At 50.3% G+C, this 23,857-nt stretch carries 22 protein-coding genes; 19 read left to right on the top strand and 3 right to left on the bottom strand.

The genetic code is table 11. The annotated features are described in order from the left end of the window. The first annotated feature begins 85 nt into the window (after nucleotides 1–85). From HNR50_RS17440 to HNR50_RS17430, 3 genes are all read left to right on the top strand, one after another. A complete protein-coding gene (locus HNR50_RS17440) occupies nucleotides 86–1,003 on the top strand; it encodes a diacylglycerol/lipid kinase family protein (RefSeq protein WP_184748080.1) in 918 nt (305 codons plus the stop codon). Next, nucleotides 1,004–1,639, top strand: coding sequence for a lysophospholipid acyltransferase family protein (locus HNR50_RS17435; protein WP_184748079.1), 636 nt, complete (start codon nucleotides 1,004–1,006; stop codon nucleotides 1,637–1,639). Between the two features lie 61 nt (nucleotides 1,640–1,700). Next, nucleotides 1,701–2,423 (top strand): ferredoxin reductase domain-containing protein, encoded by a 723-nt coding sequence (locus HNR50_RS17430; protein WP_184748078.1) that lies wholly within the window; start codon nucleotides 1,701–1,703, stop codon nucleotides 2,421–2,423. 15 nt (nucleotides 2,424–2,438) lie between these two features. Here HNR50_RS17430 and HNR50_RS17425 read toward each other — a convergent pair whose 3' ends face one another. Beyond that, nucleotides 2,439–2,990: a glutathione peroxidase gene (locus tag HNR50_RS17425; protein ID WP_184748077.1), complete on the bottom strand. Its 552-nt coding sequence runs from the start codon at nucleotides 2,988–2,990 to the stop codon at nucleotides 2,439–2,441. Nucleotides 2,991–3,190: 200 nt separating this feature from the next. Here HNR50_RS17425 and HNR50_RS17420 point away from each other — a divergent pair, with 200 nt between their 5' ends. The 10 genes from HNR50_RS17420 to HNR50_RS22790 all read left to right on the top strand — a co-directional run bounded on the left by HNR50_RS17420 (nucleotide 3,191) and on the right by HNR50_RS22790 (nucleotide 13,571). Beyond that, nucleotides 3,191–3,640 carry a hypothetical protein gene (locus tag HNR50_RS17420; protein WP_184748076.1) on the top strand — a complete coding sequence of 150 codons (450 nt, stop codon included), beginning with the start codon at nucleotides 3,191–3,193 and terminating at the stop codon, nucleotides 3,638–3,640. Nucleotides 3,641–3,694: 54 nt separating this feature from the next. Then, nucleotides 3,695–4,093: a DUF1353 domain-containing protein gene (locus HNR50_RS17415; protein ID WP_221439926.1), complete on the top strand. Its 399-nt coding sequence runs from the start codon at nucleotides 3,695–3,697 to the stop codon at nucleotides 4,091–4,093. 66 nt (nucleotides 4,094–4,159) lie between these two features. Next, complete coding sequence (locus HNR50_RS17410) at nucleotides 4,160–4,543, top strand: PilZ domain-containing protein (RefSeq protein WP_184748075.1); 384 nt, start codon at nucleotides 4,160–4,162, stop codon at nucleotides 4,541–4,543. Between the two features lie 14 nt (nucleotides 4,544–4,557). Continuing rightward, nucleotides 4,558–5,109: a chemotaxis protein CheW gene (locus HNR50_RS17405; RefSeq protein WP_184748074.1), complete on the top strand. Its 552-nt coding sequence runs from the start codon at nucleotides 4,558–4,560 to the stop codon at nucleotides 5,107–5,109. Then, nucleotides 5,096–5,653 carry a hypothetical protein gene (locus tag HNR50_RS17400; RefSeq protein WP_184748073.1) on the top strand — a complete coding sequence of 186 codons (558 nt, stop codon included), beginning with the start codon at nucleotides 5,096–5,098 and terminating at the stop codon, nucleotides 5,651–5,653. Before HNR50_RS17405 ends, HNR50_RS17400 begins: the two co-directional genes overlap by 14 nt. Continuing rightward, nucleotides 5,634–6,650 carry a chemotaxis protein CheB gene (locus HNR50_RS17395; RefSeq protein ID WP_184748072.1) on the top strand — a complete coding sequence of 339 codons (1,017 nt, stop codon included), beginning with the start codon at nucleotides 5,634–5,636 and terminating at the stop codon, nucleotides 6,648–6,650. Before HNR50_RS17400 ends, HNR50_RS17395 begins: the two co-directional genes overlap by 20 nt. Next, the gene (locus HNR50_RS17390; protein WP_184748071.1) at nucleotides 6,647–8,032 is read left to right on the top strand and encodes a CheR family methyltransferase; all 1,386 of its coding nucleotides are present in this window, start codon (nucleotides 6,647–6,649) and stop codon (nucleotides 8,030–8,032) included. The genes HNR50_RS17395 and HNR50_RS17390 overlap by 4 nt, the downstream gene beginning before the upstream one ends. A gap of 1 nt (nucleotide 8,033) precedes the next feature. After that, nucleotides 8,034–10,217 (top strand): hybrid sensor histidine kinase/response regulator, encoded by a 2,184-nt coding sequence (locus HNR50_RS17385; protein WP_184748070.1) that lies wholly within the window; start codon nucleotides 8,034–8,036, stop codon nucleotides 10,215–10,217. Beyond that, the gene (locus HNR50_RS17380) at nucleotides 10,207–11,787 is read left to right on the top strand and encodes an adenylate/guanylate cyclase domain-containing protein (protein ID WP_184748069.1); all 1,581 of its coding nucleotides are present in this window, start codon (nucleotides 10,207–10,209) and stop codon (nucleotides 11,785–11,787) included. Before HNR50_RS17385 ends, HNR50_RS17380 begins: the two co-directional genes overlap by 11 nt. Continuing rightward, entirely contained in the window at nucleotides 11,784–13,571 is a 1,788-nt protein-coding gene (locus HNR50_RS22790) for an adenylate/guanylate cyclase domain-containing protein (protein WP_184748068.1), read from the top strand. Before HNR50_RS17380 ends, HNR50_RS22790 begins: the two co-directional genes overlap by 4 nt. A gap of 5 nt (nucleotides 13,572–13,576) precedes the next feature. Here HNR50_RS22790 and HNR50_RS17370 read toward each other — a convergent pair whose 3' ends face one another. Further along, nucleotides 13,577–15,610: a methyl-accepting chemotaxis protein gene (locus HNR50_RS17370; protein WP_184748067.1), complete on the bottom strand. Its 2,034-nt coding sequence runs from the start codon at nucleotides 15,608–15,610 to the stop codon at nucleotides 13,577–13,579. Between the two features lie 162 nt (nucleotides 15,611–15,772). Here HNR50_RS17370 and HNR50_RS17365 point away from each other — a divergent pair, with 162 nt between their 5' ends. Then, complete coding sequence (locus HNR50_RS17365) at nucleotides 15,773–16,411, top strand: DUF998 domain-containing protein (RefSeq protein ID WP_184748066.1); 639 nt, start codon at nucleotides 15,773–15,775, stop codon at nucleotides 16,409–16,411. Then, nucleotides 16,404–17,384 carry an alpha/beta fold hydrolase gene (locus HNR50_RS17360; RefSeq protein WP_184748065.1) on the top strand — a complete coding sequence of 327 codons (981 nt, stop codon included), beginning with the start codon at nucleotides 16,404–16,406 and terminating at the stop codon, nucleotides 17,382–17,384. The genes HNR50_RS17365 and HNR50_RS17360 overlap by 8 nt, the downstream gene beginning before the upstream one ends. Before the next feature lie 35 nt (nucleotides 17,385–17,419). Here HNR50_RS17360 and HNR50_RS17355 read toward each other — a convergent pair whose 3' ends face one another. Then, nucleotides 17,420–18,010, bottom strand: coding sequence for a class I SAM-dependent methyltransferase (locus HNR50_RS17355; RefSeq protein ID WP_184748064.1), 591 nt, complete (start codon nucleotides 18,008–18,010; stop codon nucleotides 17,420–17,422). 93 nt (nucleotides 18,011–18,103) lie between these two features. On the opposite strand from HNR50_RS17355, the gene HNR50_RS17350 reads away from it, so the two are divergent. The 4 genes from HNR50_RS17350 to HNR50_RS17335 are packed head-to-tail and all read left to right on the top strand — an operon-like array spanning nucleotide 18,104 to nucleotide 23,798. After that, nucleotides 18,104–19,054: an AAA family ATPase gene (locus HNR50_RS17350; protein ID WP_184748063.1), complete on the top strand. Its 951-nt coding sequence runs from the start codon at nucleotides 18,104–18,106 to the stop codon at nucleotides 19,052–19,054. After that, nucleotides 19,051–20,202, top strand: coding sequence for a DUF58 domain-containing protein (locus HNR50_RS17345; protein WP_184748062.1), 1,152 nt, complete (start codon nucleotides 19,051–19,053; stop codon nucleotides 20,200–20,202). The genes HNR50_RS17350 and HNR50_RS17345 overlap by 4 nt, the downstream gene beginning before the upstream one ends. Then, nucleotides 20,199–21,632, top strand: coding sequence for a hypothetical protein (locus tag HNR50_RS17340; RefSeq protein WP_184748061.1), 1,434 nt, complete (start codon nucleotides 20,199–20,201; stop codon nucleotides 21,630–21,632). The genes HNR50_RS17345 and HNR50_RS17340 overlap by 4 nt, the downstream gene beginning before the upstream one ends. A gap of 45 nt (nucleotides 21,633–21,677) precedes the next feature. Next, complete coding sequence (locus HNR50_RS17335) at nucleotides 21,678–23,798, top strand: 3'-5' exonuclease (RefSeq protein ID WP_184748060.1); 2,121 nt, start codon at nucleotides 21,678–21,680, stop codon at nucleotides 23,796–23,798. The last annotated feature ends 59 nt before the right edge of the window (nucleotides 23,799–23,857 follow it).

Raw genomic sequence — 23,857 nt, 5'->3', positions numbered from 1 at the left:
CCCGGAATTCCCTTACGATGCACAATCTGTAAAAATACAGGTAATTTTATCTTTACAATACTTTGCACTGAACTGATAATGTTTCATGATTCAAAATCACATTATTATTTTCAATCCCTCCGCGGGAAAAGGTGCGGCGCTGAAGAAGCTGCCCCTGGTGGAGTCTTTTTTTAAAAAGGAAAAAATCAATTACACCATAAAATACACTGAAGGCAGCGGCCATGCCATCGATCTGGCGGCTTCCTTCGCTTCTGTGCCGGATGTCGCGGTTATCGCCGCCGGCGGAGACGGCACATGCAATGAGGTTCTGAACGGGCTGATGAAGGGCCGGGGAGATAAGATTCCTCTATTCGGCGTACTCCCCATGGGAAGAGGAAACGATTTTTCCTATGGAGGCCATGTTCCGGCCCGGCTGGATGAGGCGCTGCATGTATTGAAATCAGGCAATAGTTCGCCTCTTGATCTCGGCCTCGTTAAAGGCGGCGATTACCCCGGTGGCCGGTATTTCGGTAACGGTATAGGAATAGGTTTCGACACGGTCGTCGGACTGGAGGCTGCGAAGATGAAGCATGTTCACGATGCCTTCGCCTATATAGCGGGAACGATGAAAACCCTTATCAAGTTTTCCGGTTCTCCGGAAGTCGAAATGGTTTACGGTGATAAAAAAATCGTCAGACGGGTGATTCAGATTTCTCTGATGAACGGCCGGCGCATGGGGGGGCTCTTTTATATGGCTCCCGATGCTGTGAATAACGATGGAATGCTCGATCTCTGTATGGTCGACCACTTAACCCGGTTCAAGCTGATGAAGACTATCTTTCATTACACGAAGGGAACGCAGCGGGGACTGGAGGGGATTACGATGGATCGCGCTGATCATTTTCATATTAAAGCACTGGACGGGGGGCTTGTCGTTCACGCCGATGGCGAAACTGTCTGTATTGACGGCAGGGAACTTGAGGTCAGCTGCATTCCCGGTCCCCTAAGGATAATTCATACTTAGATGATAATTCGCCGCACTCTGACAAACGCCTTCCTGAAAGCGGTTCTGACAATGCTCTGCCGGATCGATGACTCCGGACTGAAAGATGTTCCGCTGGAAGGGCCTGTTATTATCTGCATCAATCATATCAATTTCCTCGATGCTCCCTTAATGCAGATTGTACTCCATCCCCGTTCAGTCCGCGGTTTCGCCAAAAAGGAGACCTGGGATACGCCATTCCTTAAATTTCTTTTCAACACCTTTGACGCCATTCCCGTGGACAGGGAGAAAGTCGATCTCAAGGCATTTCGCGAGGTTGTGAAAACCATGGAGGAGAAACGCTTTCTCTGCATGGCTCCGGAGGGAACCCGCAGCGGCACAGGTGTTCTGCAGAAGGGGCGGCCGGGCATCGTAACCCTGGCTCTGAAAACAGGTGCGCCGGTGCTGCCTCTTGCCCATGCGGGAACGGAAAAATTCTGGTCCAATTTCAAGCGCCTGAGGAGAACGCCGATTACGCTTCGCGCCGGCAGGCCGATTTATCTGGAATCTCCGGGCAAGGCCGATTCGAAAAAAAGAGAGGAAATGACAGATCTGATCATGCATGAGTTGGCAGCCCTCCTGCCTCCTGAAATGAGGGGACCTTATACAAAGGGATAATAATAACTATTGACTTCCCGGCCGTTTCTGATAATTTTTTACAGGAAAGGAGTGTTCTTCAGTGAGTGAAAAAAAAGATATAACCGCAGAACATATAGAAATCATCAGCATCGAGAGAAATGATGATATCACTTTTACTTTCCGCTGCACACGGCCGGAAAATCTCATCTGGGAGACGGGAGCGAACGGACATTTCAGCCTGAAGCCTCCTACGGGTGTAAAGGAGATCGATAAGGATTTCCAGCGGCATATGTCAATCGTTTCCTACGAAGATGAGCCCTTTCTCGAATTCACGACCCGGATTCGTTCATCCGCCTCGGACTTTAAAACAAAGTTGTCAGGGCTGAAAAAAGGCGACGGACTTTTCGTCTATGGCTTAAACAACAGGATGCCGCTGATCAGAGAGGGGAGAAACCTGGTCTTTATCACTATGGGAGTTGCCATATCCACCTGCCGGCCCTATATCAGAGATTATGAAGTTGATCCCCGGGGGATTCTTTCTTTCAGCTGTCTGAATATCGATAAAACCGGTAAATCCTATTTCATGAAGCAGATGGAGGAGCATACAGCCGAAGGGTTTTCCTTCCGCTTTTTCAGCGACAGAGCTGACTTCTATAAGGGAATAGATGAAACGCTGTCAAAGGCCGATAATTTTTACTACATCATCGGCTCTGATCAGTTCCTGGCCGACACAGGCCGCTATCTCCTTGATAGAGGCGTGGCCGGTGATGCCATTTCCATCGATAAGAAATACGGGATTGAGAAACTGCTGGAAGGGAAATAATCTCAATTATTCCCTTTACAGGAGTTTCTGCAGAGCATTCAGCACTTCTTCGCTTTGCGGTTCGGTTTTGGAGTCGAAGCGGTCCACGATATTCCCTTCGCGATCAATCAGGAACTTGTTGAAGTTCCAGGTTATCCTTCCGGAGAAATCTTTGTTTGTCTCATCTGATGTCAGAAACTCGTAGAGCGGCTCTTTATCGCGCCCCGTGACTTTTATCTTGGAAAACATGGGAAAGGTCACTCCGAAATTGACCGAACAGAAGTTTTTTATCTCTTCTTCCGTTCCCGGTTCCTGCCAGAGAAAATCATTCGAGGGAAATCCCAGTATGACAAAATCATTTCCGGCATAATCTTTGTAGAGGGATTCCAGTCCTTCGTACTGATAGGTGTAACCGCATTTGCTGGCGACGTTGACAATCATGATCACTTTTCCTCTGTAGCTGTCCAGCGGGACATCCCGTCCGTCTATATCTTTGACAGTGAAATCATAAATGCTCGAAGGCGAGATTGACTGGGAGTAGAAAGGAGAAGTAATAAAAGCTAATAAAATTAGAATAAAGTATTTCATATATTAGAAATAATGAAATGGAGATAAAAAGACAAGGAAAAAAGAGGAGAATAAGAACAAATAAAATTGGGTAAGTACAAATAGATTTGTATGTTGTGTTGTTTCTTTATCGAGTCATGCCTTTTAAGGGACTCTCGGAGTTTGGCATAGCCTTTGCTTAATAAGTGTTAAGTACAAAAGTAAAGCAAGGAGATCACTATATGTCCAGAACCATCAGAAACATACTCAACTTCCAGTTCGTCCTTTTTTTTGCAAGCGGCGCCGTCCTTATCGCGCTGAACGGCAAATTCCAAAACGGATCGGCATTTCTTCTGCCGGCGTTGCTCGTTTTTATTTACAGCGCCATGGTCAACTGGGGGCTCGGCGACTGTCCTGTTTCGCAAATCGTGAAAAAGCGCTTTGATTCCATTTATCTTCTCGGTGCGCTTTATTCTGTCGTTTCCCTTATCGCCATGATGTTCGAACTCAAAGTGCTCAGCGCCTCTATGCCCGCTCCTTATCTGGCTGCCGTGGCGCTCTCATATCTGGCTATATCCATCAGCGTCAGTGTGGCATCCATGTCTTCCCGTTATTTTTTCTGGTTCCGTTTTAAAAGGGCGAAAAGGAATAAAACCTATATCCGTTACTCGATAATCGCCGCCGGTGAATAAAAATGCTGGCTGATATTTTAGAATAATACTATCATGCTTTCTGAGGAGATTCTTTTGATAAAATACAGAAAGAGACGAAAGTATAAATACACTCTGGAAGAAGATTATTCTTATGACACGGGCATGGAGTTGATTCTTCCTGTTCTTACGACCTATCTGGAAATGTCTGTCGAGGGAAAGCTTCTCATTAAAAAAGGCTATTCCTGGGACGGCCCCAGTGGGCCGGCTGTCGATACACCCGATTTCATGCGCGGATCGCTTGTTCACGATGCACTTTATCAGCTTATGAGGGGCGAGTATCTGAACCCCGATTGCCGGGAAGATGCCGATCTGATAATGCTCAAAATATGCCGGGAAGACGGTATGAGCCGTTTCCGTTCCCGCGTTGTCTACCTCGGCGTTCGCCTTTTTGCCGCCTGGGCCGCCCGGCCCGATTTAAAGCACGCCCCGTAAGGTATTTTTTGAATTTTCCCGCTCTCTAATTTAGAATTTAAGTATATATCTTTAAGGAGCGGGAGTTTGCGGGAAAAACACAGACGTACACTCTATTATTATCTCAAAGTTTTTGAAAATGAAGAGAGAGAACCTCTCGGTTTTCTGGCTGATATCACCACCGAAGGGTGTCTGCTCCTGACCGAACAGCCCCTGCGCGAAGATTCCCTCATAACCCTGAAGGTGGCTCTGCCCAGAGGTGGCGGCCTCGAAGAGGAAAGGCTGCAATTCGATTCGGTGGTACGATGGGTCAGGCGGGAGGAAAACAGATCCCTGTATTCCGCAGGCCTGTCCTTTGCCGAAGAAGATAAAGCCCGGGATATTGTCATAGAAAAGCTGATCAATCACATAGGATTCAGCGATGGAATCAAGAAAATTCATCTCTATCGAGGCGATGCTGATTTCCACTGAAGGAGGCTCTGGTTATGGAAGAACGGAAGAGGCGTCCCCTTTCCGAAATGGATACAGGCAGCAGCGGGCTCCTGGACAGAATCGAAAAAGCTAAAAACCGCGACCAGACGGAGGAAGAAGCTCTCGATGTGGTCATCAGCAAATATATGATTATTACCATCGGCAGCAGGAAATACGCTTTATATGCCGAGGAGGTGAGGGAGATCGTCGGAAATGTTCCCATCTTCTACGTTCCCTTCACTCCGCCCTATATCAGAGGATTTATCAATCGGCACGGCGAGCCCTATACAGTGCTGGATCTGCAGGTTATTTTCGATAGGGAAAGCCTTGATTCGTCGACTTTCCTCATTCTGGGCAGAGAGGATGACCAGCTGGCCCTTCTTATTTCGGAAGTGATCGAAATTGTCAAACTGCCCGACAGCGAGCTTCACAGAATTACCTCCACTGTCGATGAGGAACACTTTTTTATGGGTTCCATATCTCCCCAGGAGGACGGAAATGAAATTTTTGTCCTGAATCTGGACAATACACTGAAAAAACTGGAGAACGATCTTGCATCACTCTAATGAAGGCCGGCACGATTTTCTTCAGCTTCATTATCAGACTCTGGACTTCCTGGTTGACCGGAACCAGTTTTCGGGCAGCACCACTCTGGATGGGATTTTTTCTCTGAAAAAAGGGCAGCCCTATCTGGCAAACTGGAGCTGGTACAATGGCGAGAAAGTTCTTCTTTTTGATATGAACAGCTGTCTGAAAAACCTGTTCCGCTGCGGTCAGACCGGGCAGACTCAGCTGGCGCTGATCATGGAACCGGAAGATTTCAGCGAGACGGCCAGGAACTTTCTTCTGAGGCTTTTATCCAGGACCAACGGTCTTTCCTCACGTTATATGGGAATGATTGTCACCAGTCAGGCTGAAATCCGGACTATGGATCTCGGTGAGTTTAATCTGCTCCCTCCCGGAGTGGCGAACCTGTTTTCGAAAAGGGGCTTATACGGCTGCCGTTTCCCCCGCGAGGAGAGGATACAATTTTTCGTTGATTTGCAGAAATTCTTTTTTTATTCGCTCGAAACGGGCGCAAGGGGGAAGTATGAGGCTGTTGCTCGTTGACGATTCCATGCTGGTCCGTTCCATGATGAAGAGCCTGATCGGAGAATGGGAGGGGTTTGATATCATCGGCGAGGCTTCCAACGGAGCTGCCGGTGTAGAAATGGCGGCCAGGCTGAAGCCCGACCTCATACTTATGGATGTCAATATGCCCGTTATGAACGGTATTGAGGCCACCAGGCAGATTATGGAGAGCGCTCCTTTGCCCATAATCGTGTTTACCAGCGAAGACGTTTCAAAAATCGGTTACGATGCCATAAGCGCCGGGGCGCTGGAAGTGGTTCCGAAACCGGATATCACAAAAATGAACGATCCTGTTTTTACGAAAGGCTTCCGCAATGTTCTGAACCATGTGGCCCGCTTCGGAGCCTTGAAAATCGGTACCGGACCTTCCAGGGGTGTCAATCGGGGGAATTCTGGTGTCGGGGGGATCGGGAAGCCTTTCGATCTGCTTGTCATCGGGGCTTCTACCGGGGGACCGTCAGCCGTCAGAAAAGTCCTGTCCGACCTGCCGGGGAATTTTCCCGTTCCCATTCTGCTCAGCCAGCATATCGAGCTGGGGTTCGATCAGGGCTATGCGGACTGGCTCGACGAAGCGACGGACCTGAAAGTTTCCCTTGCGGGGGAATCGCAGAAGCTGACGGGCGGAACGGTTCTGGTAGCAAGGGCGACCCATCATCTGGTCTGCAGCAGAGGGGCGGCCCTTCTGGACGACGGACCGGCTATAGCCAACCAGAAACCCTCCATAGACCGCATGTTTCTCAGTGCTCTTGAAGAGTACGGAAGCCGTCTCGCCGGGGTTCTGCTTACCGGAATGGGGCAGGACGGCGCCAAAGGCTGCAAGGCTATTGTCGATAAAGGGGGAACGACGCTTGTTCAGAACCAGGCCAGTTCCATGATTTTCGGTATGCCCAAAGCCGCCATTGAATTGGGCGGCGCATCAAGGGTGCTCTCTCTCGAGGAGATCGGCCCGGTTCTCAGGAGGATGGCCGGAGTGTGAACGCGGGAGATTTTCACAAACTGAATGCCTATATACTCAGAGCCACGGGAATGAATGTTCCCGAAAGCAATGTCTCCACCGTTGAGAACTTCGTGAAAATCCGAATGGAGGAGCAGGCTCTGGATTTGCCGGCCTATCTGAATCTCCTGGATCGCGACCTTGGAGAGCGGGATCTTTTTTTCAATAGCATTACCATTAACGAAACCTATTTCTTCCGGGAGGAGAAGCAGTTTAAAGCTCTTCGCGATTTTTTTATTCCCCGGTGGAATGAACGGGGAGGAGAGCCTCTCAGGCTCTGGAGCGCCAGTTGCTCCTCCGGAGAGGAACCGCTCTCTCTTTACGCGCTGTTAAAAGAGTTCAGCCGGCGGCCGTTTACTCTGACCGCTTCAGATATCAGCGGGAGAATGCTGGAGGTTTTTTCCCGTGGTTCCTACAGATACACGGCTTTCCGCCATGACGGAGAAGAATTCCGGGACTTATTGGACCGGGCCATTAAAGACAGGGAAGAGAAGAGTTTTTCAGTTGAAGGAGCCGTCCTGGAAGAGATTGATAGAAAACAGATCAATGTTTTTTCCGACAGCTTTGACGGTCTTCCGGATATGGACCTGATATTTTTCCGCAACACTCTGATTTATATGAGCCCCGATAACAAGAAGAAGATCATCGGCCGCTTAGCGGGAAAGCTGAAAGAAGAGGGGGTTCTTTTCCTCTCCGTTTCCGAAACGGCGCTTATCTCCGATCCGGCGCTTGAACTGGAGGAGTGGCACGGTGTCTATTTCTTCCGGAAGAAAGCGCCTTTGAAAGTAGCGGAAAAAACGGCTCCGGTTCCGGCTTCCTCTGCTCGCGGCTCCGTTTCCCTTGAAACCGCGGTCCGGCACCGCCTGCCCGAAGACGACCTGGAACTGTGCCGGAGAATAAACCGGTACAGGGGCAGGGGCAAAATCTGTCCTCCCGAAGACTCGGGGCTTGTCTGTCAGTACGTGAATCTTGCCGCCGCTGTGGAGAATCAGGATCTTGAAGAAGCTTCAGAGTTTCTCGGCAAAGATCGGGAATTGAGCCGTTTCCCCGGCCTTTTCCATTTTTTTTCCGGCTATCTCGCTTATTCGAAGGGGTGCAATGAAGAGGCGGCGGCCCATTTCCGGTCGTCGGTTGAGGCCTGCCCGAAACTCTGGCCCTCCCGATATTATCTGCTGCGGAGCGGCGGAAGGGAACTGAATAAAGAGGAAAAGCTTGAGAATCTGGAGGCCGCGCTCGAGCAGATCCGCCGCTACATCAGTGCGGACCGCTATGACTTCCAGTTTCTTCTCGAGGGGTTCAACGCCCGTTATTTTGAATTGATTTGCAATCGCGAGCGGGAACAGCTCGCTTCGGGGAGTGTTTAATATGCCCATAAGTAAAGAAGCATTTGTAGACAATTATCTCAATGAGGCGAAGGAGAACCTCGTCCTTCTCAGCGATGTTGTCATAGCCCTGAGAAGAGATCCTGACAACCCGGAAACCCTGGCCGAACTGCTCAGGCTGCTGCACACTCTCAAAGGTTCGTCGAGAATGATGAACTATCCCGTTCTCGAGGAGATCGCCCACAGTCTGGAAGATATTTTCAAAGGGGTTAAAGACAGGCGATTCGCTATTTCCAAGCCTCTGATTCAGCTGGTTCTGAGTTCGGTGGATTATATGGAACTGGCTCTGAAAGCGATAAGAAATACGGGCAGCGATGATATCCCCCACAAACGGCTGAAACAGGCTTTTCAGAAGGCCATGTCGGGCCTTCAGTTCAATCTCGATGATCTTGAGGAAGACAGGGACAGAGGGTCGGTTCAAGAGGTCTCTGAGGTGGCGGAGGAGAAAAAAAGCGGTCTGGGGGATTACGACACGGTAAGGATAAAAGTCAGCGTCATCGACGATATCGTCAAACAGCTGAACGGTCTGATTATCCAGCAGTTCAAGTTCAAAAAGGAAAATGAAACCCTGGCCGAACTGGAAACGGGATTGCGGGAGATCCAGGATAAATTCCGCCTTATTTCCGACCGGATCCCCGAAGCGGGGGAGTATACCCGTTCGGTTGACAACACGGTCAAGCTCGTCCAGAAAATCCGCAAATCCTATTCCGAGGAAACCGCCCAGCTGGAACATATGAGTTTTGAGCTCCAGGAGGATATTCTGGGCCTGAGAATGCTGCCCATGGAAATTGTGCTCGGCCCTCTTAAAAAGATGGTCGAGGAAACGGCGCTGATGCTGGACAAGGAAATCGATTTTTCCATTTCCGGTACGGACCTTCTCCTCGACAAAACCATTCTGGAGCAGATCAACGACCCCATCATCCATCTTCTGAGAAACGCCATCGACCACGGGATCGAACCTGTTGAAGAGAGGATTGCGGGAGGCAAGGATAAGGCCGGGAACATATCGATCAGCTGCCATTCCGAAGGAGGGCGCATCAACATTTCCATCCGCGACGACGGACGGGGGATAGACTACGAGGGAATCCGGAAAAAAGCCCTTGAGCTGAACCCCGATCAGGAGGAGGAGATCCGGGAGATGGAGGAGAGAAACCTGGTCAACTTCCTTTTCCAGTCGGGCTTTACAACCACGAGGAAGGTTACCAGTCTGTCGGGCCGCGGTGTGGGTCTCGATATCGTCCGGAGCAATATCGAAAACATCAAGGGGAAAATAACACTGGAGAGCACCAGGGGCGAAGGAACGGAATTCCTTCTCTCCCTGCCTCTTTCCCTTGCGACTGTGGCGGGATTCTTCGTCTCTTCCCGCAACGAGCGGTTCCTGATTCCCGCGGCCTTCGTCCGGGAGATCCTCATTGTCCAGAGGAGCGATGTCATTCAGGTGCTCAACCGCAATGTCATCCGTCTCCGCGATATGATCATTCCCGTCTATCCTCTCTCTTCCCTGCTCGAGGGAGAGGAGAGTTACAGCGGCGATAAACTATCGGTTGTCATCGTCGAGTCTCTGGGCGATATAATCGGAATCGTTGTCGATTCTGTCATCCAGTTCACCTCCCTTATCTACAAACCCCTCCCCGGCAATCTGGTCAACCTGAAAGCCATACAGGGCGTCGTATTCGATGAGAACTTCGATATCATCAATATCCTCTTTATTCCCGAACTCATTGACCGGTTCAAAGGGATAAGAAATATCGAGTTCCGCCGGAAGTTTTCCTCCAGAAGCAAGGAGTACAAGCAGATTCTCGTTGTCGACGATTCGAAAACGACAAGGGAGATCGAAAAATCCATCCTCGAACTGGACCACTACAATGTGGATCTGGCGGAAGACGGCATAGACGCTCTGGACAAGCTGAAAAAACAGTACTATCACCTCATAATCACCGATGTGAAAATGCCCCGCATGGACGGCATCACCCTGATCGAAAACCTGAGACGGCAGGATAAGTATAAGTCCACCCCGGTCATAGTCGTCAGTTCCGAAGATATGGCGGGGCTGAAGGACAGCGCCATGAAAGCCGGAGCCAATGCCATTATCAATAAGAAGGATTTTGACAGGGGAAGCCTTCTTGAAAAAGTGAGGAACCTGCTGGGAAAAGTGAATGATGCGTAGGATATTCTATCTGGGAAGAGACAAGCCGCTTTTCGAATCCGATGAAAAAACAATCCTCGAGCATTTCCCCGGCGGTGACTTTTCCTTTGACAGTCCCGATGATGTACCCCACCTCGTTCTGGCCGATCTGGCCGACCCTCTCTGCCTGGATCTGGTTTCCGCTTTGAGAGAAGAATTCCCCCCGGACCTACTCCCCCTGTGGTCTTACGGCGAGCAGATTCCCTTCGGAAGGGAAAATCTCTTTTTTGCCCTGGGCGGAGACCGGAAGGGGGATAAAGAAGCGCTCTGGAGGGATGCGGCCCGGTTCAGCGGAGGAGAAAGGGATCTGACGGCTTTTGATTTCCCCATTAAATTTTCACTGGGGGAACGGGCTTCCGTGGAACGGCTCATTCGATCGCTTCAGCTCAATCGTCTGAAAAAGGACCTGGCGGAAATCCCCCAGTCCACCAGTCTGTTCGAAAAAGCCATTACCGAGTTTTTCCGTATGCTCGAAGAGATCTGCCATCCCCACCTGCTTGTCCTTCTTTTCAGCAGCCATCTCAATGTGGAAGCCTATGTGAAGCCATCGGCCATGCTCCACCGCGAGGATTACAATGACTTCCGCAGCTTCTGCCTCAGCGATTTTTTCAGTTATTTCAAAGGTCTGGATCTGGAAAATCCCAAAGAGACCATTTTTCTCGGCGGCCGTACAGATTTCGATAAAATTTCCATGGATCGGCAGAAAATCAGTTCCTATCTCTGTCTCCCTTTGAAAAATCACAAAGGCGATGTTCTGGCGACCTTTCATTTCGGACATTTGAGTAACCATTATTTCAACAGGCTGATGATTGGAAGAATCATGGAATTCCTCGATCCACTGGCCGTTCCCTTTGCCAAGATACTTCAGAACCACCAGACAGTGCTGCGGCAGCAGAAGATCTTTCAGATTTTTTCCCGCTTCGTTCCGCCGGATATCATACCCCAGCTGGTGGAACAGGAGAAAAGCAAAACGTCGGTCAAGCCGGGCAAACAGGAGGTCACCGTTCTCTTTTGCGATATCCGCTCTTTTACGACCATCACCGAATCGAACGGCGCCCAGCAGGTCGTGGAATTCCTCAACCACCATTTCGATGCCATGGTCGGGGCTATCGAAGGGGCGGGAGGCAGTATCGATAAGTTTATCGGCGATGCCATAGTCGCTTTTTTCGGCGTTCCCCAGTCTCTGGAAAACACCGGAAAGCAATCGCTTATCGCCGCTATGGATATGGTGAGAAATCTGAAGAAAGTCGATACGGAAGGTCTGATCCTCCCCGAGGCGGGCTATTCCATAGGCGTCGGGCTCCACAGGGGAGAAGCCATTGTGGGCAATATCGGTTCACTGGAGAAATCCGATTACACGGCTATCGGCGATGTCATCGGAATTGCCGAGGAACTGGAAGCTCTGACCAAGGAGTATCCCGGCCATATTCTGGCCAGCCAATCGGTTTTCCAGTCGGCGGGAGATGATTTTCCCATGAAACGGGTGGATCGCCTTGAGAATGGCGTGGAGCTCTACATTCCTCTCTGGGAAGATACGGAGGGCGCGCCGTGACGGATATTCTCTATTGCGAATCTTCGGGGCTGCTCGCCTCATCTTTTCTCAAATGGCTGGAAGCGTGGAACATCAGGCACCTGACGGACCCGGCTGTTTTCTGGGAAACCCTTTCCCAAGTGTCGCCCCGTCTCATTATCATGGGCGACAGTTTTTCCAGCCGGATGGAGGAACTTATTTTCTGTCTCAAATCGCGGGCCGACTGCTCCTCCATTCCCGTCGTCCTTCTCTCGGAGAGAAAACCGGGCTCCCATATACCCGTCAATCTGTGGGTTTCCCGCTTCGATCCCGACGAACAGGAATTCAAGCTGATTATTAACAGGCTTTTATACAGTAAAAACAAAAGAGGTGAAAGCGCGCCCATTGCGCTTCAGCAAGGCGGCTGCGGCAGTACGGTCAAAAAAGGTCTGGAACAGAGGATTTTTCTGGAATACGCAAGCGCTCAGCTGGAAGGGGTGCCCATCGCGGGCAATTCCATGGAGAATGTTATCGACACGCTTCTGCGGCGGACATGCGCCTTAACCGGCTGTGATTTCGCCTATATGGAGTTCCGGGGAGGAGAGCAGGAAATCCGCCATCTCTATTGCGGCGGATTCTGGACCGAAGAGCTGAGGACCGGAATTATGAAGGCCTGCAGAAAAAAACAGCCCGAAGCTTTTATTCCCGTGGACGCGGACTGGACCTGTTCTTTCGCCAGTCAATCGGGCGGTTCGGGAACTGAGGATAAGACGATCGGGATAGTAATTTTTTCAGTTCTGGAAAGCCACCCGTGGTTTTCCGCTTATCTGGCCTGCGGAAATCTCTCCGATGGGGAGAAGCGGAGCGCCGCCGCCAGACTCTCTGCTCTTGTCTCCGATAAATGCGGTAAAACCCTGGAACTGGCGGTGCGGCATTATAATTCGGAACTGGAGACTGAAACGCTATACAGGGCTTTCACCCGTTTTCTGCCCGCTCCCATAATCGAAGACCTGCTGGTAAAAACTTCAGAACGGGACCTTATGACCGGTGAAAAGAGGAAAATCGTCGTGCTTTTTTCCCACATCAGGAATTTCGAATACATAGCCGAACACAACAGCGCGGAGAATATCGTCCGGTTTCTCAACCAGCACTTCACATCTATGGGGAGCATTATCAAGGATAACGGCGGGACTATCGACAAGTTTATCGGCGATGCCATCTTCGCCATTTTCGGCGCCCCCATCAGCTACACCGACAACTGCGGGAGGGCGGCGCGCGCCGCGAAAGAGATGATAGAGACCTACCGCAAAAACAACACTTCTTTCATGACCCTTCCTTCAGAGGGTTTCCATATCGGAGTGGGGCTGAACGAAGGGGTCGCCATTATCGGAAACATAGGCTGTTCCGTCAAATTCGACTATACGGCCATCGGCGATACGGTGAATCTGGCGGCGCGGCTGGAAAGCCTTTGCAAGCATTATCACCGCCATATTCTTATTTCAGAAGTTATGTATCATCAGCTGAAGAACGACTATTTCTGCCGTCTGGTCGATGTGGCGCGGGTCAAGGGGAAAACGGAACCGAGCCGGATTTATTCATTGGAGATCGAACCGGATCTGTATCCTGAAAAGTGGCGTGAGCTCTATCAGAAAGGGCTATCCATGTACCTGATGGGGAACTGGTATCTGGCCATACAGTATCTTGAAGAAGCACTGGAAATCCTCCCGGAGGATTTTCCCACAAGCCAGTTTCTCGACCGCTGCGAGGAATACAGAAGCGACCCCCCCGACCGCTGGGACGGGGCGGTCACTCTCAATTTCAAATAACTCTATCAGCCTTTGCTCTCCGGTTTTCTCTCCATCGACTGATCCATGGAACAGACATCGGTCGTGTTGTAGTAGGAGAGGAAGGTGCCCATGCTGTTGGCCATGTCTTTCAGTTTCTGGCTGATTTCCGTATTGGAATTGGTGGAAATTACGAAGTTGTTGATTCCTTCGGATATCTGTTTCAGCGTCAGGAGTATCTGTTCGAAAGCCACGACCATCTGCTTGATCGAACTGGAGATGTTGTCGGCGGAACCGGCCGTTATTTCCGACGATTCCATTATCTCTTCGAAGGTCTGGTGGAGGCTCTGGGTCAGCGAGTCTCCCTCTTTGATTTTATTCGTGCCGTCTTCCGATGCGGTAATGAGCCTGTCGGAGGATCTCTGGATTTCGTTGATTTTGCTTTTGATCTCCGAAGTGGAGTTCACCGTGCTGTCGGCCAGGCGCCTGATCTCCGAAGCGACAATCTGAAAGTTCTTGCCCGCTTCTCCCGCGGCCGATGCTTCCAGTTCGGCGTTGAAAGCGATGATCTTCGTCTGGTCGGCTATGCTGTTGATGATTGTGACGATTTCCCATATGGCTTCGATCTTCTCGCTGAGAGACCGGATTCCCGTAATGGTGTCATCGTTGGATGTGCGGATTTCGCTCATCTTCACCAGGCTTTCCTCAATGTTGTTGACGCCGTTCTTCACTTTCTCCTTGGTGGCATTGGCTATGTTGGAGACCTCGTTGATCATCGATTCTATGCCTTTCGACAGCTGGTCCGAATCCTCCATGGTGGTAACGATCTCTTTAACCGCCGAAGCCTGTTCGTTGGAGGTCGTCGCAATTTCCTTGCTCGAGCTGCTGAGGTCCTGTATCGACGAATTGAGTATTTCCACATCGTGTTTCATCCGGCAGAAGACTTTGTTCAGCCCTTCGATCAGATGGTTGATGTCTCCGGTCATGGCGCCTATTTCATCAGCCGTATAGATATCTATCTGATGGCTGATATCGCCTTCCGAAACCTGGTTGACGGCTGAGCTGATCCGCTTCAAAGGTGTCAGCATCATTTTCAACAGCCAGAAGATAACAAAATTCATGACAACGAAAGCCCCCAGGGAAATGAAGATCAGGATTCTGCCCAGGGTGTAGAGAATCCCGTAGATTTCCTTTTTGGAAATGCTGGAGGCGATAAACCAGTCCATTTCTTCATAATAGGTCATGGATATCATTCTTTCCTGGCCGTCGGTTTCACCTATATAGCTGTTCTGAATGATTTCGCCGTTTCGGATTTTCGCTTCGGACATCATATTGACTATGGTGGAGATCGAGGGGTCGTCCAGGTTTTTCATATCGAGAGATTGCAGTTCGGGGTGATAGATCAGCCTGCCCGTACTGTCCAGGATAAAGTTATATCCTGTTTCTCCATTTTTAAGGCTTTTCAGTTTTTCCTTCAGCCTCGTTTCATCGACGAGAAAGCGGAACTCGCTTTTATAGCTGGAAGCCCAGACTATGATGTCCCAGGGTTCGAAATAGGACATGTATCCCACTTTGTCCCGGGGGACATCCTCTCCCGTATTCTGCCATTCATAGGTGAGGAAACCGTTTTTCATCTCCATGGCTTTTTTCATGAAATCATAGCCGCTGGCATCCACGCCCTCCGAAGCGGGATGAATAGCCAGGATCCCTTTGGAGGAGACACCCGCTATATAGCCTGTGGTTCCTATTTTTCCATAGTTTTTATCGAGAATCAGAGCCCGGGCTTCGGCGAAGGCTTCCTGCCTGGTCACCATTCCGGAGGCGTACTGGTTGTAGTAGATCTCGATAAGGGACTTTGTTTTCTCGGCAATAGCCCTCAGGTAGTTTTCCACTGTGGAATTGACATAGACATGGGTCATATCGCTGATGAGTTTCGTGTTGGAAACAAGTTCGATGCTTGTTCTATGGGCTATCTCCGTGCTGGTTGTGGTAAAGACTGAAATGCCGAGGGGTATCATAACGATAAGAAACAGAAGATTTAAAGCAATCTGCATTTTCAATGATAACTTTTTGATTTTCATGTATTTCTCCGCTTATGTTTTAATTCTGATACTTTCCTGTGCAATTATCAAATACATTCGATTAAAGGAAATACAGGCGTTCGGGATTCTGTGAACAGTTAAAAAAAATATAGATCCCATTGTCAGAAAAGAGAGGGAAACGGTATAATCATTCTTAAAAATATGAACAACAACAGCTTATTGTATCAGTCCTACATCATTATCCGGCGCTCGATCGGGTATCTGGGAGTCTTTCTCCCTGTTCTGCTTATTCTCGGCGGCCTTTTTCTCAACGAAGGGAAAGTGGAGTTTTCTCTAAGCGCCTATTACCACAATAATCTTGGCGACATATTCGTCATGTGCCTCGGCGCATCGGGTATCCTCCTGGTCGCATACAGAGGCCGGGAACCTTTTATCCGGATCCTGACCAGTCTCGGAGGAGTTCTGGCTCTTCTTGTCATACTGTTTCCCACGGAAGTCAAAGGGGTCGACGGGCCTTATGGTATTCTGAAACTGGAGCCTTCCCTGTCCGGAACAATCCATCTGGTCTGCGCATCGCTGTTTTTCATCGTTCTCGGCGTTATTTCCTTCTGGCGATTTACAGACCATACCAGCGACGCAGAAGAAGAGAGGCGCAAACTCGACCGCTGGTACAAGCTTCTCGGACTGACCAGCATGCTCTGCGCGGCTGTGTACCTGGTCCTGGTTCTCTTCTTCAAGGGAACTCTCGAGTGGTATCCCATTCTCGTGGTCGAGACAGTCGGCCTGGAAGCTATGGGATTCACCTGGCTGATCAAGGGAGCCAAAACCATTGGTGCCTGACAGAGCGGATCAGCTCTTCAAGCCGCCTTTTTATCTGCGAAACAGCATGGTTCAAACCTGGCTTGCCAGCAGCCCGGTCAGACTCGCCGCCGGGAATCCGCTGTCCCGGTGTTCTCAGGAAGTTATCGTCCGGGCGGGAGAGGGTGTGCATCTGTCGGGCTTTCTGACGCGAGCCGATGGTGATGCACCCCGGGGACTGGCTGTGCTCATCCACGGATGGGAGGGGTCCGCCGATGCGCCCTACATGGTCTTTACGGGTTCTGCTCTGGTTCGCGCCGGGTTTGATGTTTTCCGCCTCAATTTGAGAGACCACGGAGGCAATCACCAATTAAACAGCGGAATTTTCATGGGGACTCTTATCGATGAAACTTTCGGGGCCGTGCGGAATGTCGCCGAAGAATACAATCGTTCCGACAGCCTCTATTTGCTGGGAGTTTCCCTCGGAGGAAATTTCGCCCTTCGCATTGCGGCTCTCTGCGGTAAGGATATGATTGACGGTCTGAAACAGGTCGTCGCCGTAAATCCGCCGCTCAATCCCTGCGATGCCACGGTCCGGCTCGACAGAAATCCTATGATCCGCCGGCACTTCCTCGGCAAATGGAAAGCTTCGCTTCGCATCAAGCAAAAAGCTTTTCCCCATATTTATGACTTCTCCCACATCGAGGGAGCTGATAATTGTATGGATCTTACTGAAGATCTCATTCCCCGGCATTCCGATTGCACAAGCGCTGCCGACTATTTCAGCCGCTACACTCTCAAAGAGGGAATCCTCGACCGGGCGGCGGTACCGGTAACGGTTATCACAGCCGAGGATGATCCCATCATTCATGCGGAGGACTTCCGCAGAGCCAAAGTGAATGGAAATGTCAGATTAATCATGCTCCCCTACGGCGGACACTGCGGCTATATAGAAAACTTATCCATGCGGTCCTGGCTGGACAGGAAAGTGCCGGAGCTCTTTTTAGCTGATTGAAGCCCTTTCAGCTCCGGACCGTAACGTACGGCGGATCAACTTCGCTTACGGCAGAGATACCAGTTGTTGAAGGACCTGACGGGTATGACTTTTACGGAACTGAATGCTTCTTTCATTTCACTGAGCCCCGTTCTGATAAAATTAAAATAATCTCCGTCTTCCAGGTATTCTATTATGTCGATGAAAAGGTTTCTCTTTGTGCTGTAGTCATGAAAGAGAACCGGTCCCCGGCTAATTCTGGCGGCTTCCCGGAAGAGCACGCTTCTCTTTTCCCTGTCCAGTCCGTGGGCCACATAGGCACAGATGACGAGATCGAAAGAGTTGTCATCGAAGGAGACACCCTCGAGAATATTTCCCGAGTTACAGAGCAGTCCCCGGGCTTCCGCTTTGCTCACCATTTTCTCCGCCAGGTCTATGCCTCTTACTTTATGCCCCCTGGCAGCGAATGCCGCGCCGAAAGCACCGGTACCGCATCCCAGGTCAAGGATTTCCTCCCGGCCGGTTAATTCAACCTCATCGCCGTAACTGTCGATCAACTCCGAATAGGAGCGGACCTGTCCTTTATAGAAAAGATTGTAGACCGGGGAAATGATATTAAAAATCCGTTTATGCTTCTTTAAATCCATGTGTTTAATACTATAACAGTTTTTTTCTTTTCAGGGCACACAGGAAAGTTTATACTTCATTGGAAAAAAGAACCAACCTGCGGGGTAAAGAGTATGAGCGGAATAGGGTCATGGGCAGAAAGAATCCGGAACAATACGGGTAAAGTTTTTTACGGCAAGAATGAGGTCGTCGACCAGATTCTGACGGCTTTGCTCTGCGGCGGCCATGTTCTCCTCGAAGATGTTCCGGGACTGGGAAAAACCATACTGGCCCGGGCTGTGGCGGCAAGTCTCAGCGGTGTTTTCAACCGCATCCAGGCTACACCCGATCTCCTTCCCGGCGATATTCTCGGAGTTTCCATATACAACAGCCGCGAGGAAAAATTCACTTTCAAGCCCGGTCCCATCCACTCCAATGTGCTGCTGGTCGATGAAATCAACCGGGCGACGCCCCGGACCCAGTCGGCTTTTCTCGAAGCCATGGCGGAATCTCAGGTTTCCATCGAAGGGGAAATCAGACCGCTTCCCGATCCCTTTTTTCTTCTCGCTACGGAAAATCCCGCCGAGTTCGAGGGAACCTTTCCCCTGCCGGAGGCTCAGAAAGACCGTTTTTTCATGACAGTCAATATCGGCTATCCCTCAAGGGATGCTGAAGCCATGATTCTGGAAAGCCAGAGACGGCTGACCCATCCGGTCAACGATCTCGAGGCGGTTTCATCGCTGGAAGAACTGCAGAAATACAGGGCCGAAGTTGTGCAGATCCATGTTTCGGCGGAATTGCGCAATTACATTCTTGATCTGGTTGAAGAATCCCGCAGTAATCCTCTATTTCACCTAGGTATCTCCCCCCGGGGATCCCTTGCCCTTTACAAAGGCGCTCAGGCCAAAGCGGCCATTGAAGGCAGGGACTATGTTGTCCCCGAAGATATTCAATCCGTATTCATGCCCATTATGCGTCAGAGGGTGCTGGTCAAGGCGGAACATCAGATAAAGGGTATCGGTACGGAAGAAGCGCTGGAAACCCTGTTGAATCGAGTCGAAGTGCCCCCGGTTCCCCTGAAATGAACCGAATCAGCCTGTTTCCTCTTTTTGTTTTTTTATGTCTCCTTCTTTTCGTTCCGCTTAAGGCAATACAGTTTGTCTCAGCATTTTTCATCCTGCTCTTCAGCAGTTCCTTTTTTATTTCCCTTTATATGCGCTTGTCCCTGGCCGTTGAAAGGGGGAGGGAGACTCAATTCTGCCCCAACGGAAGCAATGAGAGCGCAGAGTTTACCGTGACAAACAGGGGATTCCTGCCCATTAGCCGAATTCTCCTCCTCGACAGGGCTTCCGGCTGTTATGCCTCTGAAACTGGGACTTTCCTCACCTCGATTCCGGGAAAGAGCTCCCGAACCTATTCCTGTCCCGTTCTGACAAGGACCCGGGGCAAATACAGGGCGGGACCTGTGATCGTGAAAGGTTCCGATCCGCTCAACTTCTTTCCCTGGGAGAAAATATTTCCCCTCTACAGTTCCATTGTGGTTTACCCGGCAGGACATCCTCTTCCTCTTCTGCTTGCCGAGGGAGAAAGAGGCGGAAAAATCAAATCCCCCAGTCTGATCCATGAAGATCTGAATCAGCTCAAGGGAATCCGCGATTACAGGCCGGGAGATTCGCTGAAAAGAATAAACTGGAAAGCTTCGGCCCGAACGGGGAAACTGAAAACCATGGAGTTTTCCTTTACCCTTGATGCCCCGCTGCTGGTTCTGCTCGATATTACAGTTTCCCGTTATCCCCTGAAACACCGTCATATTCTTCTCGAACGGGCTATTGAGGCAGCGGTGTCTCTGATTCTCTCTTATGGAGAAGCGGGGCAGAAAATCTCTCTGCTCGTCAGAGGATCGGCTGATCCCCTTTATATCCCCTTCGGACGGGGATTCGGCCATGTCGTCACCCTCCTGGAGGAACTGGCCCAGGTCGCTTTTTCCGATGAGGAGGGAGAGGAATCCATTATCGATTACATGATGAGCCGGGGAATCGGTATTGAAACGGGCGCTCATATTTCTCTGCTTGTTCCCTCACTGGAAGGGGAGCTTGCCGGCGGTATGGAAATCCTCCGCCGCCGCAGGGCCGAAGTTCAGCTTATTGCCACAGGGGGCTCTCTTCCTGTTGATGTTCCGCCTTTCTGCCGGGTCTACACTCTCAGCGAATATGGAAAGGAGTATTTCTCATGACCAGGGAGAACGACAGCCCCGCCATAACGCTGCTCTCTTTTTTCTATCCCTTTTTCTCCATGCTGGCACCGGTGCTGTTCTTTCATTCTCTCTTCCGGGATTTTCTGCTCTTACCCTGGATTTATCCACTCGTATTTATAATTCTGATTTTCGTCGGAGTCCTGTTTTTCAATCCCTACTGCCGGAACAATCTTTTCGAGTTTGAGGATCTGGGAAATGCTTTTACCGACAGGATTATTTTCGCCCTTATAATACTTTCCCTTCTGGCGGCGCTTCTGGTCACAGGCTTCGATCCCTACAGGTTATATCTGGCCCTGCCGCTCCTGGCGGCTTTGATCCAAACCTATCTGACTGTTCTTTTCCAGTCGCTGAGGTTCCATCCGGTAGCGGGTGTTGTCCGCCTGACTTATATCCACATCGGTAAATCCCTGGTGATAATAATAACCCTCCTGCTTTTCAAAGCCGCTATGATCATCAGTCTGCAGATTGCGGAATTACCCCGGTTCGCGACACTGCCGGCGGCAGCGGGGTTCACCGCTGATATAATTATGATCATCTTTCTTCGAAAGCATCTCTATCAGCTGGAAATGGAGAAAGAGGGGTTTGCAGAGGGCGATATCACCCGAAACGGCCATGGATCGACAGCTCTCCTTATGGTTCCGGCCTTTCTTGTCTCATTGTTTTTCCTCAGAGACAGAGCCTGGCCGGGACCGGAGGTCCTGCTCCGGTTCTACCGCTGGCTTTTATCTTTCTCCATGCAAAGGGAAATGGGAGAGGTGCCCCTATCGATTCCGGATCAGGCCGATGCGTCCCCCGATGGACTGGAGGATTTACAGGCGTTGTGGGAAGTCCGGAAAATCGATTTTGTGTTAATTCGAAAGATATTTGATGTACTGGGATATATTCTACTCGGTTTTATCGCCCTTTTAATCGTCTATTTTATCTTCTATCCTCTCTTCGCTCCTCTGTTTTTCCGAAAGAGACAAAACCCTACCTTCCGGGAATACTACAGGACCCTTTTGAGGGGATTCCTCAGATTTCTCAGGACATTGAAATCTTTATTCAAACCCTTCAGACAATTGAAGAGAAAGGGAACCGGCGGGGATGGCGGACCTCTGGATGGTCTGTTCTCAGCAATCGATCAGGGTGAGACTGTAAGCGCGGCCAAGAAAGCGGAAGTGAGACATCTCCACAAGATCTACCGGAAGCTCCGGACCAGGGGGAGAAGGCGTCTGGGCCATCAGTCTCTCGCAATCGTTCCCGTCGAGGATTTCTTCAGTCTGCTCTCATCGGCAAACAGCTCCTGGAGCGATTCCTGCCGTATTCTGGCACCGCTTTTCAACAAATCCTTTTTTTCCCTGGACCGACTCGACAGAAAGGATATGAAGATGGTTAAGGTCGAATCGGACCGCCTGATGAAAGAGTTGTGATTCCGGCCCTTCTCATACTAGAATAAGGACGGAGGTTCCAACATCATGCCCGCTATCGAACGCCTGGTCAATCTCGCCGGATCGGATCCCGGATTCTACATTCTGGCCCTTCATTCCTATATGGAAAGCTATCTGAAAAAAGAGGCCCCCATCGATTATACCGAAACGGGTTACGGCGATTTCGGGCGGAATATTATGAAGCTCGGCGATTATATCGGACAGGAGTATGAACATTTCAATTCAGATCTCAAATGTTTCAGGGCAATAGCCCGTGAGCATAGAATAACCAATGAAGTCCGTCATGAGTTCAAGGATTTTACATCTGCCGAAGCCACTCAGGCCACCTTTCTTTTTCTTCAGTTCTGCCGGCTCTGCCGGATCAATGAAGGGGCGGCTCTCGCCCAGCTGGAAGGGACGCTGGAACACTGGAACGAACGGCGGTCGCGCAAAGTGGAAATTGATGAGCTCCGGAAGCTCAAATGGGATATTTTCCGTTCCCAGCGGGAAAATCGGAAACTCCTGGAACAACTGGAACAGTGGCAGGCGGAAAAAAGCGAATACGATGAGATGCTCCTGCAGATGGACGTTCTCAACAGTCAGCTGGCTCTCTATGAAAAGAAGGACAGCGCCGCGGCGGAACGGAACAAGAAATTGCGCGACGAGCGGTTCAAACTGAAAGAAAAGCTCCGGGATAAGGAAAAGCAGCTCGAAAAATATAAATCCATCGCTACCTACAGTTACAACCTCAAGCGGATGGTCGCCTATACGAGGACCCGCCTTGATTATGAAAGAAGTCTGATCCGCCTGACCAATGAGCAGAAGGAGGTTCTGGGGCGGATCGACCTGGAAAGCGATTACCTCATACGGGGAGCCGCCGGAACGGGCAAGACTTTTCTCCTTCTGGAATCCATGCGGAAAGCCATTATCGACCGCAACGAATCACTCTGGAATGACGGTTCATTCGTTCTGCTCGCTTATACCAAAACCCTGGTCAAATACAATCGGTATATAACAAAAATCATGAAGCTCGACTCGCGGACCGATGATATGATCGGTACGGTCGATGCTTATCTCAACGGCTTGCTGCGCGAGACGGGAAAAGGGGTGATCGATTACAAAATCATGCAGGAACTCTGCCGCAGGCACAATGACCAGACCCTCTTTGAAGACTGGAAACAGCTTCTCTGCGAGGTGGAGGATTTCCTGTACTGGAACGGAGTGACCCGCGAGGAATATATCGACCTCGCCATTGACAGGCGGGGAATGTCCGTTCCGCTGAGTACAGCGAAGAGGGTCCTTGTCTGGGAGATCAAGGAGAAAATGGAAGAGGAGATGCTTTCATCGGGCCGCCTTTCCCGGGGATTCAGCCGCAGCATTATTGAATCGTGCGCCGAACCCGGGGGAATCGATACGATTTTTGTCGATGAAGCTCAGGATCTCTCACCCCAGGAACTGCGAATCCTCAAGAAAACAGTCCGGAAAGGGGTCATTCTCGCCGGAGATCTGGGGCAGAGCCTGTACAGCATTCAGCCTCCCTACAGTCGGTCGGGGTTGAAAATCCAGGGGCGGACTTCCTTTCTCAGGACGAATTTCAGAAGCACTCATTCCATTCACGATCTGGCTCTGCGCTTCCGCAGCGGCGAGGACGGCGATGAGAGTTCCGCTTTCCGCGACGGCCCCCAGCCGGAGCTCTTTACAGCTCCGGAAACCGCCGAGCTCTATACGCTCCTCACAAGAAGGATTCACTTTCTCATAGATGTTCTGGAATACGACCCGGAAAACATATTCATACTGGTCGCCAATTCGGTCATGGAAAAGAAAGTGGCCCGCATGGTTTATGAGAGCGGGTATGATACGATCAACATCAAGGATGATGCCTTTGATTTCCTCAATTCCGGACAGATCAGGATTTCGCCCTTTCACTCGGGAAAAGGTCTGGATATGCCAGTTGTGCTGCTCTTCCTTCCGCGGCTGTTCCCGGCGAATGAGGAGAGCTTCAACGGCGAAACCAGTGAAAAAATGCTCAGGAACCTTATCTATGTCTGTATGACCAGAGCCATGGATATGCTCAACGTCTTTATGAAGGATGAACCGGACCACCCCGTTCTTGTTGATTTACAAAATGCTTTTGAAGAAGTGAACCGCTTAAGTTCAAAAGATATTTAATATAATTTTTATATTTGCAACGCTTTGCGTGCGTTACAATTCTACTCAGGAGTGTGAAA

Origin of the sequence: Spirochaeta isovalerica, from assembly GCF_014207565.1 — a bacterium.
GTDB classification, from domain to species: domain Bacteria; phylum Spirochaetota; class Spirochaetia; order DSM-2461; family DSM-2461; genus Spirochaeta_F; species Spirochaeta_F isovalerica.
The sequence above is the reverse complement of the archived record's forward strand: the minus strand, read 5'-3'. Positions and strand labels throughout refer to the sequence as shown.